This is a genomic window from Streptomyces sp. NPDC001530, from assembly GCF_042894545.1.
Lineage (GTDB): Bacteria > Actinomycetota > Actinomycetes > Streptomycetales > Streptomycetaceae > Streptomyces.
Genome location: NZ_JBIAVS010000027.1, coordinates 123,363 through 134,144 on the forward strand (window position 1 = coordinate 123,363; position 10,782 = coordinate 134,144).

7 protein-coding genes and 3 pseudogenes are annotated in these 10,782 nt (G+C 71.3%); 7 read left to right on the plus strand and 3 right to left on the minus strand.

Annotation, left to right across the window (positions count from 1 at the left end; translation table 11 throughout):
- The first annotated feature begins 33 nt into the window (after positions 1-33).
- The 3 genes and pseudogenes from abc-f to ACFY0T_RS41830 all read left to right on the plus strand — a co-directional run bounded on the left by abc-f (position 34) and on the right by ACFY0T_RS41830 (position 4,043).
- Entirely contained in the window at positions 34-1,668 is a 1,635-nt protein-coding gene (gene abc-f, locus ACFY0T_RS41820; protein ID WP_388883428.1) for a ribosomal protection-like ABC-F family protein, read from the plus strand.
- A 79-nt stretch (positions 1,669-1,747) separates the two neighbouring features.
- Positions 1,748-3,437: pseudogene (locus ACFY0T_RS41825) on the plus strand (ABC-F family ATP-binding cassette domain-containing protein).
- 42 nt (positions 3,438-3,479) lie between these two features.
- The gene (locus tag ACFY0T_RS41830) at positions 3,480-4,043 is read left to right on the plus strand and encodes a CGNR zinc finger domain-containing protein (RefSeq protein WP_388883430.1); all 564 of its coding nucleotides are present in this window, start codon (positions 3,480-3,482) and stop codon (positions 4,041-4,043) included.
- A 6-nt stretch (positions 4,044-4,049) separates the two neighbouring features.
- Here the strand turns inward: ACFY0T_RS41830 and ACFY0T_RS41835 are convergent, their stop codons facing one another.
- The gene (locus ACFY0T_RS41835) at positions 4,050-4,982 is read right to left on the minus strand and encodes an AraC family transcriptional regulator (RefSeq protein ID WP_388883432.1); all 933 of its coding nucleotides are present in this window, start codon (positions 4,980-4,982) and stop codon (positions 4,050-4,052) included.
- Positions 4,983-5,191: 209 nt separating this feature from the next.
- On the opposite strand from ACFY0T_RS41835, the gene ACFY0T_RS41840 reads away from it, so the two are divergent.
- Positions 5,192-5,881 (plus strand): alpha/beta fold hydrolase, encoded by a 690-nt coding sequence (locus tag ACFY0T_RS41840; protein ID WP_388883434.1) that lies wholly within the window; start codon positions 5,192-5,194, stop codon positions 5,879-5,881.
- 2 nt (positions 5,882-5,883) lie between these two features.
- Positions 5,884-6,912, plus strand: a complete 1,029-nt coding sequence (locus ACFY0T_RS41845) for an NADPH:quinone oxidoreductase family protein (RefSeq protein ID WP_388883436.1) — start codon at positions 5,884-5,886, stop codon at positions 6,910-6,912.
- 247 nt (positions 6,913-7,159) lie between these two features.
- Here the strand turns inward: ACFY0T_RS41845 and ACFY0T_RS41850 are convergent, their stop codons facing one another.
- Positions 7,160-7,792: a hypothetical protein gene (locus ACFY0T_RS41850; protein ID WP_388883438.1), complete on the minus strand. Its 633-nt coding sequence runs from the start codon at positions 7,790-7,792 to the stop codon at positions 7,160-7,162.
- A gap of 315 nt (positions 7,793-8,107) precedes the next feature.
- Here ACFY0T_RS41850 and ACFY0T_RS41855 point away from each other — a divergent pair, with 315 nt between their 5' ends.
- Positions 8,108-8,356, plus strand: coding sequence for a hypothetical protein (locus tag ACFY0T_RS41855; protein ID WP_388883448.1), 249 nt, complete (start codon positions 8,108-8,110; stop codon positions 8,354-8,356).
- 32 nt (positions 8,357-8,388) lie between these two features.
- Here the strand turns inward: ACFY0T_RS41855 and ACFY0T_RS41860 are convergent.
- A pseudogene (locus ACFY0T_RS41860) lies at positions 8,389-8,691 on the minus strand (hypothetical protein); the annotation flags it as partial.
- A gap of 134 nt (positions 8,692-8,825) precedes the next feature.
- On the opposite strand from ACFY0T_RS41860, the pseudogene ACFY0T_RS41865 reads away from it, so the two are divergent.
- Positions 8,826-10,782 (plus strand): annotated as a pseudogene (locus ACFY0T_RS41865) (glycoside hydrolase); the annotation flags it as partial.

Consider the following 10,782-nt stretch of genomic DNA (forward strand, 5'->3'; position numbering starts at 1 on the left):
TTCTCCGCCCTCAAACCGCTCGAGGTCGCCTTCATGTCCGACGCCGCCATCGTCTGCTCGAACCTCTCCTTCGCCTGGCCCGACGACACCCCGGTCTTCCACGACCTGTCCTTCACCGTGACCACCGGCCGCACGGGCCTGGTCGCCCCCAACGGCGCCGGCAAGAGCACCCTGCTCAAACTGATCGCCGGCGAACTGAAGCCCGCCACCGGTTCGGTGTCCGTCGGCGGCACGCTCGGCTACCTTCCGCAGAGCCTGCCCCTGACCGGCAACCTCACAGTCGCCGAGGTGCTCGGCGTCGCCGCGGTGATCCGGGCCCTGGACGCCGTGGAGTCGGGGGACGTCAGCGAGGAGCACTTCACCACCATCGGCGACGACTGGGACATCGAGGAGCGCACCCGCGCCCAGCTCGACCGCCTGGGCCTCGCCGACCTCACCCTGGACCGCAGCCTGAGCACGCTCAGCGGCGGCCAGGTCGTCTCGCTCGGCCTCGCCGCCCAGCTGCTCAGGCGCCCCGACGTGCTGCTGCTCGACGAGCCCACCAACAACCTCGACCTGGAGGCCCGGCACAAGCTCTACGACGTGCTGACGGACTTCACCGGCTGTCTGCTGCTGGTCAGCCACGACCGCGCACTGCTCGACCGCATGGAACGCATCGCCGAGCTCGGCAGCGACGAACTGCGCTTCTATGGCGGCAACTTCACCGAGTACGAGGAGGCCGTGCGCGCCGAGCAGGAGGTCGCCGAGAAGAACGTCCGCAACGCCGAGCAGGAGCTGAAGCGGGAGAAGCGGGAGATGCAGCAGGCCCGCGAACGCGCCGAGCGCCGCATGAGTAACGCCTCCCGCAACCTCAAGAACGCCGGCCTGCCCAAGATCTTCGCCGGCAACATGAAGCGCGGCGCGCAGGAGTCCGCGGGCCGGGCCGGCCAGATGCACGCGTCCCGGGTCAGCGAGGCCAAGGCCCGCCTCGACGAGGCCGGACGCGCCCTGCGCGACGAGCAGCGCATCACCCTGGACCTGCCCGACACCCAGGTGCCCGCCGGGCGCAACCTCTTCCTCGGCGAGGGGATGCAGGTCCGCCTCGGGGACAAGGCCGTGTTCGCCGCGGACGGCGTCGACCTGACCGTCCGGGGCCCCGAGCGCATCGCGCTGACCGGTCCCAACGGCGCAGGAAAGACCACCCTGATGCGTCTGATCACCGGCGAACTCGCCCCGGACGGCGGGGAGATCAAGCGCAACGACGGCCGGATCGCCTACCTCTCGCAGCGCCTGGACCTGCTGGACCTGGACCGCACCGTGGCGGAGAACTTCGCCGCGTTCGCCCCCGAGAGGCCCGAGGCGGAACGGATGAACCTGCTCGCCCGCTTCCTCTTCCGCGGCGCGCGGGCACACCTGCCCGTCGGCGTGCTCTCCGGCGGCGAACGGCTGCGCGCCACCCTGGCCTGCGTGCTGTGCGCGGAACCGGCCCCGCATCTGCTGCTGCTCGACGAGCCGACCAACAACCTCGACCTGGTCAGCGCGGGCCAGCTGGAGAGCGCGCTCAACTCCTACCAGGGCGCCTTCATGGTGGTCAGCCACGACGAGCGGTTCCTCGCCGAGATCGGCGTGAACCGGTGGCTGCGGCTGACCGACGGAACGCTCACGGAGACGGGAGCCCCCGCGGTGTGATCCGCCGACGTGTGCAGTGGCCCGCGTCCGAGGCAGCACGCCCCGCGGGCCGAACACCGATCACGTCGGACGGTTCCCCATGCCCCAGCCCGCTCTGCTCGCCCACGACCTCGTCCGCAACCTGGGCGGCCGACGTGTCCTCGACGGCATCTCCCTGACCGCCTCCCCCGGCCACCGCATCGGCCTGATCGGGGAGAACGGCGTCGGCAAGTCCACCCTGCTGCGCGTGCTCGCCGGCGTGGACGAACCCGACGCGGGAAGCGTCACCCGCCCGGGCGACCTCGGCTTCCTCCACCAGGAGATGCCGTACGACGCCGGCGACCATCGCCGCGGTGCTGGACGAGGCGCTGCGCGAGGCTCGCGAGGACCTCGCCGAGCTGGACCGGCTCGGCGAGGAACTCGCCCGCGTCCCGGAGGATGACCCCGGCCACCAGGAGCTCCTCGACGCCTACGGAAGGCGCCTCGAGCAGGCCCAGGACCGGGAGTCCTGGGACGCCGACCGACGCGCCGCCTTGGTGCTGGACGGCCTGGGCCTCGGCGCGTTCGGGCCCGACCGCACGCTCGGTTCGCTCTCCGGCGGGCAGCGCGGCCGGCTGGCCCTGGCCGCCCTGCTCGTCCGGCGGCCGCCGGCGCTGCTGCTGGACGAGCCGACCAACCACCTCGACGACCGCGCCGCCGCCTTCGTGGAGGAGCAGGTTCGCGGCCTGCCCGGAACCATGGTCGTCGCCAGCCACGACCGGGCGTTCCTCGACGCCGTCTGCACCGACCTGATCGACCTCGACCCGGCGGCGGACGGCCCGGTCCGCTACGGCGGCAACTACAGCGCCTATCTGTCGGTGAAGCGCGCCGAGCGGGAGCGCTGGGAGCGGCGGTACGCCGAGGAACAGGAGGAACTGACGGAGTTGCGGCACGCGGCGGGGGTGACCGCGCACCGGGTCGCGCCGGACCGGGGCCGCACCGACAACGAGAAGATGGGCTACGGCCACCGGGCCGGCCGGGTGCAGAACCAGATCTCCCGCCGGGTCCGCAACGCCACTCGGCGGCTGGAGGAACTGGAGCGCACCCAGGTCGCCGAGCCGCCGCGCCCCCTGCGGTTCGCGGCCGGGGAACTGGCCGCGCGTACCGAGGAGGGCCCGCGGCCGCTGGTGTCCCTGCACGACGTGCGGGTGCCCGGCCGGCTCGCGCTGGACGGCCTGGAGGTGTCGGCGACGGACCGGCTGCTGATCACGGGCGGCAACGGGGCGGGCAAGTCCACGCTGCTCGCCGTGCTCGCCGGACGTCTCCCGGCCGAGGGCGAGGTGCACCGGCGGCGCAGGCTGACGGTGGGGCTGCTCACCCAGGACACCGTGTTCGAGCGGCCCGACCGCACGGTCCGGGACAGCTACGAGCTGTCGCTGGGCGCGCAGCGGGCGGAAAAGGTGCCGCTGAGCTCCCTGGGTCTGATGTACGAGGCGGACCTGGACAAGCCGGTCGGACAACTGTCCGTGGGGCAGCGCCGGCGCCTGGCGCTGGCCCTCCTCGTGGCCCGCCCGCCCCAGCTGCTGCTGCTCGACGAGCCCACCAACCACCTCTCCCCCGCCCTGTGCGACGAACTGGAGGCCGCACTGGGTCCTGGCCCCGGCGCGATCGTCGTGGCCAGCCACGACCGCTGGCTGCGCCGACGGTGGCAGGGCCGCGAACTCCGCCTGGAACCGGGAGGCGGCCGACGGGAGGAGGTGTCGTACGATCTCGAGCACGCTGTCACCAGGGAGAACCGTCTGGAACGGTGACGCTCCTTGCGCCCGACAGGAGTCACCTGTCAAGATGGTGATGTGAATCTTGACCATGTATTCGTATGCGGGCACCCGGCTCTCGACTTCGCGGCCACCCTCCGGGCCCGGCGCTCGACCCGGTTCGAGATGTTCGTGACGCCGGAGCGGCTGAATGCCTGGTACCTGGAGTCCGGGCTGGTGGACACGATCACTCCCGGCGAGGAGGACGACGTCCGGGCGGCGACGACCGTGCGCGAGGCCATCTACCGGCTCGTCACGGACCGCCGTCTCGGCGAGGAGTTCGACCGCGAAGCGCTCGCCGTGGTCAACGCCGCCGCGCGCAAGCCCCCCGTGACGCCGCAGCTCACCCTGGCCGGACGTCACACCGAGGCGACGCCGGAGCAGGCACTGGCGACCGTCGCCCGGCAGGCCGTGGAGCTGCTGAGCGGCCCGGACGTCCCCTTGATGAAGGAATGCGGCAACCCCGAGTGCACCCGGGTCTACATCGACCGCTCCCGGGGCATGCGGCGCCAGTGGTGCGGCATGGAGTCCTGCGGCAACAAGATCAAGGCCGCCGCGTACCGCGCACGCAAGAAGACCGCGCCGGCCGTGCCCGCACGCTGACCCCTGTCAGTGCATCTGCGCCGTCTCCGCGGACTCCGGCCGTTCCCGGTAGTCCCGGGGTGACGTTCCCATGATGCGTTTGAACGCCGCGCTCAGGGCGCTGTCCGAGCCGTAGCCGACCGCGTGTGCGATGGCGGCGACGGTCTCCTGCCCTTTGCGCAGGTGCTTGGCCGCGAGCTCGATCCGCCACGCCGTGAGGTACTCGTGCGGCCCCTGGCCTACCGCCTTCTTGAACCGCGTGGCGAACACGGTACGGGAGACCGATCCCGCCCGGGCCAGTTCGGCGACGGTCCACGGGTGTGCCGGGTCCCGGTGTACGCAGGCCAGCGCCGCGGCGACCGCGGGGTCGGCCAGGCCCGCGAGCCAGCCGGGGCCGGTGCCTGCCTCGCTCGCCAGATGCGAGCGCAGAACGTGCACGAGCAGGACGATCGCGAGGTGCTCAGCGACCAGGGTGGCTCCCATCCGCCGGTGCCGCAGCTCCTCGTCGATCGCGTCGAGCACCCAGCGCACCGTCTGTGCCCGGTCCGTGTCGGCCGGCAGATGGATGACCGGCGGAAGGCCGTCCAGCAGCAGTTCCTGGGCCCGCGCGCCGAAGGAGAAGCGACCGCCCAGGAGGTGCACCTCGTCGCCGTGGCCCGCGCGGGCCACCCCCGCATCGGCCCGCGCGAAGAGGGGACCCGCCGCGACAGCCGGCACTTGCGGACCACTGCGGAGCGTGAAGCCGCGTCCGCGGGTCAGAAGGAAACAGTCGCCCTCCGACAGCGCAATGGGCTCCGGCATCCCCTCGACCTCCAGCAGACACCTTCCGCGCCGCACAGCGTTGAACTTCACACCTGGCGGCGGCGGGAAGCCCACGGCCCAGTCGCCGCCCGCCACCAGGCCGGCGGAGAGGTGACCGCGGGTGTCCAGCAGCGCGAGGACGTCTTCCAAAGGGTCCACGCGGCTTCCTTTCCAGAACCTGCAGCCCTCAGCGTACGCTCACACAAGTACTCCGGACGCCCGAACATGGCTGCCCCTCGTCACACTCTCTAGCCTGACTAGGGGACGAGCGGGACATATGTCTCCTCACGCGTGACCACTCATCAGAAGCACACGTCTGCCGCTCGGTCCCCTCGGCCATGTTTCCCTTCGAGAAAGTCCTGCCCCACATGACCAGCGCAGCACACACCGAACCCGTCATCCTGCTCGTCCACGGTGCCTGGCACGGCTCCTGGTGCTGGGAGCTGCTGGCTCCCGAACTCACCGCGCTCGGCTGGCGGGTGGAGACCATCGACCTGCCGAGCGCGTCGGCCGACCCCGACAACACCGCCGGGATGTACGACGACGCCCGCGTCATCCGCGAGAAGCTGGCCGGCCTCGACGGGCCGGTGACGGTCCTCGCGCACTCCTACGGCGGACTGCCCGTGACCGAAGCCGGCGCCGCTCCCCACGTGTCCCGTCTGATCTACCTCTCCGCGTTCCAGCTGGAGAAGGGGGAGTCCCTCTCGGGGCTGAGCGGCGGCGCGCTGCCCAGCGGCGAGACGGGCACCCTGCCGGCCCATGAGGACCCCGGGAACCACCTGTACGCGGACGTCCCGGACGACGTGGCACGGCAGTCCGTAGACCGGCTGGTGCTGCAGTCCGTGAAGTCCTTCAGCGAGCCCCTGACCACGGCCGCCTGGAAGACCGTGCCTGCCACGTACATCGTCTGCGAGCAGGACCGGGCGGTGGATCCCGGGTTTCAGGAGCAGATGGCGGCCCGCTCGGAGCGGTCGTACCGGATCGCGGCCGGCCACTCGCCCTTCCTGTCCGTGCCTGCGGAACTGGCCCGGCTGATCACGACGGACGCGGACCGCTGACCATGGCGGATTCCCCTGTCTCCGTTCAGGAGGAGCGGATGTTCTCGGGAAGGGCCTGGCGCGTGGAGCGCTTCGGCACACCGCGCGAGGCGGTCCGGCTGAAGGACATGACCTGGGAGGAGCCGAAACCCGGTCAGGTGCTGATCCGGGTGCGGGCGGCGGGTGCCGGATTCCCCGACCTGCTGATGGCCACGGGGCGCTTCCCGCTGCTCGGCGATCCCCCCTTCGGGCTGGGCGAGGAGGCCACCGGGGAGGTCGTCGCCGTACCGCCGGGCTCACGGTTCGCGCCCGGCGACCGGGTCACGGGTATCACCGGGTTCTTGGAAGGGTGGGGCGGATACGCGCAGTACACGTATGTGCGTGAGGTGTCGGCCGTCCGGGTCCCCGCGGGCATGACGGACGAGGAGGCGGGCGGGTTCCCGATCGCCTTCCGGACCGCCTACGCCGGCCTGGTCGAGCGCGCTCCCGTCGAGCCTGGCCAGACTCTGCTCGTGCTCGGCGCCGCCGGGAGCAGCGGCGCCGCGGCGGTGCAGTTGGGCAAGGCGCTGGGCGCCACCGTGATCGCCGTGGCGGGCGGCCGGTCCAAGACGGAGTTCTGCGCACGGCACGGTGCGGACCACGTCGTCGATCACCGGACGGAGGATCTGACCGCGCGCGTCACAGAGATCACCGGCGGACGCGGGGTGGACCTGATCTACGATCCGGTCGGCGGCGAGACGGCCGCCACCGCCCTCAAGAGCATCGCGCGGGGCGGCCGGATCGCCGTGATCGGGCTCGCCGCCGGGACGACCGTGCCACTGGACTCGGCCGACATGCTGCTGCGCAACTACTCGGCGGTGGGCGTGCTGGCAGGCCCCGACGAGGACCCGGACGTCGAGGCCGCCGTGTGGAGCCGGCTCACACGTCTGGCCGCGGAGCGGACGATCACGACCCCGGTGGGGACGGTGCACTCGTTCATCGGCGTGCCCGACATGATCGCCGGGCAAGGGGCTCCCGGCCCGGGCAAGTCGGTGGTCCGGGTGGCGGGGTAACGGCGACACGTGTACGGCCCGCTCCCGTCACAGGGATGCGGAAGCGGGCCGTACGACGCCAGTGGTTCACGAAAGGCGCACTGGCGGCCCGAGGGGGGACTCGGCCGCCAGTGCGGGGACGGGAACGGACCACGAGGGCGTGGCTGGATTCCGATTGCCCCGTCATGGCTCCGCCGCCCGCGTGTCCGACGGCAAAGCCTTCCATCTGGAGAACGCACCAGCGGGCCGAAAGGTTCACCGAGGTGTCTCAGAAATACATGGCTCGGTGGCTCCGGTAGGCGAATGTGTCGCCCGAGCTGAGAATGGTCACGATCTCCTCGCAGAAGTGCCGGTACTCCGCCTCCTGCTCGGCCGGTAGGGTCACGGAGACGACGGGCCCTTGTGGCACGACATGCCGCAGTGTGCCCAGAAGGCCCTGCGGGGGCGGCAGCAGCAGCACCTCCATGACGCGTCGGAACACATTGGTCAGGCTCTCTTCCCGATCCGGCGGTTCGGCACACACCTGCCCCAGCACCGCACTCCGGGCGTTGTCGTCGGCCTCGCCGAACAGGTCGAGGCAGGCCGTCAGGTGGCCGAGGTCGACCGCGGTCAGCTCGATGGGGTACAGACTCGTCAACTGGTCGCCGCGCACGCTGTACAGGGTGTACTGGGGCCGCTCGGCCGGAGCGGGGCCGGCGGAGGCGTCCTCGATGTGCCACTGGGACCACAGCGGCAGCTTCAGCAGCACCTGCACCCAGCTGTCGTAGGCATCCAGGATGACCTGCTCGTCGTCGGACTCCAGGCCCGCGCTGTGCAGGCGGTGGAGCTGGCGGAGAAGCGGTTCCTCCAGACTCTGGAACTTCGCGAAGAACACGGGATCGTCAGGGACCAGGGCGTACATGGGAATCCTCCTCTCCGCAGGGAGACACCTTTGTCATCTTCGGCTGTTCCGTCACCGACAAACACATCCTCGTTCCCACTGCACATGTGGTCGAGCCCCCAGCGACATGTCACCACATCGTGATCCACCGTGCCGTGGCGCATCCTGCCCTGTCACTCCATCGAGTAACCGCCTTGACAGGTGACGTGACCTCGACCGTTCACACTCGAGCGCCGCCGCACTCGCCGCCGCCTACCGCAGTCCGCTGGGTGGGCGTCGGCTGCTGCTCGTCCTGGACGACGCGGAGGAATGCGAACAGGTACGCCCCCCTGCACCATGGTCCCGCCGTCGCCGAGACCAGGGGTCCGGCCCCAGGAGTTCGGCGGACGCGCGGCAGCCGCCGAGTGGATCGTCGCCGAGCAGTACCTGCTGCCGGAGCTCGTCCGCTCCATCGGCCACGACCCCCGCGGCGAGACGTTCCGACGCCAACTGACCTCAGCGCTGGAGATGTGTCTCCACTCGACCGGCTTCTGGGCGGCCTCTGGTCGCACCACGCTCCGCAGCTTGCGCAGGGCGTTGTGGTGACGGCTCTTCACGGTGCCGGCCAGCACTCCGAGGATGCCGGCGGTTTCCTGAATGCTGCGGTCGCACAGATATATGTGGACCAGCACGGCACGGTGCTCGGGAGACAACTGGCGCAGGAAGGGCCTCGCCACCAGGGCGTCGTGCACCACCTCGGTGCTTTCGACACCTGACACGGGGTCGTTGTAGGTGACTCCGATGACTGGTCTCCCACACCGCCGGACGCAGCGGCTCGCCCACCAGCCGCAGATGGCTGGAGAGCAGCAGTGCGGCGAAGGCGGGTCAGCGGCCCGCACGTGCGGGGTCATCGGCGTGGCACCGTCGTCAAGAGATGTCATCACCGTTCACACGTTTCTTTGTCATTGTCAGGCCCTTGACAGGGAAGTGTCTGCCGCAACAACCTATGGCAACGTTGTCAGATCACGGGAGCCGCTCCGTACCCGGTTCCCGCCCGGTGATTGGACGCCATCCCATGGCCGATCAGTCATGTCCGTCGCACCACCCCTCCCGGCGCACCGTCGTCGCGACCGGCTCGACGCTGCTGGCCGGGTTTGCCCTCGGCACGGTGTTCGCACCGGCGGCCGACGCCGTCGATCGATCCACGAGTGTGAGCGGCACCGGCTCCGCCGCACCGCGTGAGATCGCCGCCCACCGCCCGGTCCGGGTCTCCTCGCAGGCCTACGCGCCCGCCCCCGCCGAGTTCGTGGTGGACGCGCTGCCGGCGCAGGGTGTGCGCGGCACCGGATGGCGCGCCGAGGCGGGCGACCCGCAGTGGATCGAGGTCGATCTCGAGGCGGACTGCCGTCTCGACCGGATCCGGCTGACCTTCGAGGCCGACGCGAGCGACCCGGTGTTCACCCCGCCTGCCGGCGGCAACCCGCGCCAGGGCACCACGGGCAGGGAGGTCCTCTCCAGCTACGCGACGGAGTTCGTCGTCGAGACGTCCCGTGACCACGACTCATGGACCGGCGTCCACCGCACCACGGCCGGCACCGGCGGCGTGGTGGACATCCCGCTGCCGAGGCCCGTCACGGCCCGCTGGGTACGGATGACGGCCCACCGACGGTCCAGCCCCCACCCCCTCGGCCTCAACGGTTTCGAGGTGTACGGCACCGCCCCGGGCCACCGCCCGAAGGCCACCGGCTGGACCGACTGGGGCACCCACCACGACGACACCCCCCGGCTCACCGTCGCCGCCGCCGGCACGGTGCCGCTGGAATCGGGCTGGACCCTCACCCTGGACGACTGGGCGGACGGCGACGGCGCGGCCCTGTCGCGGACCGGCGTGGACACCAGCCGCTGGCTGCCCGCGACCGTACCCGGCACCGTCCTGGGCTCCCTGGTCGACCAGGGCAAGCTGCCCGACCCGGTCGCGGGACTGAACAACCTGCGTATCCCCGAGGCGCTGTCCCGGCACTCCTGGTGGTACCGGCGGGACTTCGACCTGCCCCGCGGCCTGCGCACCGGCCAGGGGCGGCACATCTGGCTGGACTTCGACGGGGTCAACCACAAGGCCGAGATCTGGCTCAACGGACACGGAGTGGGCGAGGTGACGTTCCCCTTCGCCCGCTCCGCCCACGACATCACCGACCTCCTGGACACGAGGGGCGGCAACGCGCTCGCCGTACGGATCTCCCCCATGCCGGTGCCCGGCAGCCCCGGCGACAAGGGCCCGGCGGGCGAGGCCTGGGTGGACGCCGGTGCCAACACGATGAACCTCAACTCGCCGACGTACCTTGCTTCTTCGGGATGGGACTGGATGCCGGCCGTCCGCGACCGCGGAGCCGGTATCTGGAACCACGTACGGCTGAGATCGACCGGCCACATCGTGATCGGCGATCCGCGCGTGGACACCGTGCTGCCCGCGCTTCCGGACCTGTCGGTCGCCGAACTCACCCTGACCGTCCCGGTGCGCAACGCCGACTCCGCCGACCACGAGGCCACCGTCTCCGCCTCGTTCGGCGACGTCCGCGTCTCGCGCACGGTGACCGTCCGGGCCGGCGAGGACATCGATGTCATCTTCACCCCTGCCGCGTTCGGCGCCCTACGGGTGAAGAACCCCGAGCTGTGGTGGCCCAACGGCCTGGGCGAGCCCACGCTGCACGACCTGACCCTGGTCGCCCGGACCGGCGGCGCCGAGAGTGACCGCCGCACCACCCGGTTCGGCATACGGCAGTTCGGCTACGAGTACGACACCCCGCTGAAGTTCACGCCCTCCTCCGACGCCTGCACCCAGACCGTCCGGCTCGGCGACCGGCGCGCCCGCCACGTCCGCATCCGCTGTCTGACCCGGGCCACCAGCTGGGGCAGTTCGCTGTGGACGCTGTCGGTGTTCGACAGCGCCCGCCCCGGCACCGACCTCGCCCTGCACGCCCCCGCCGAGGCCTCCAGCGTCGACGAGGACGGCCACGGTGCGGCCAACGTCACCG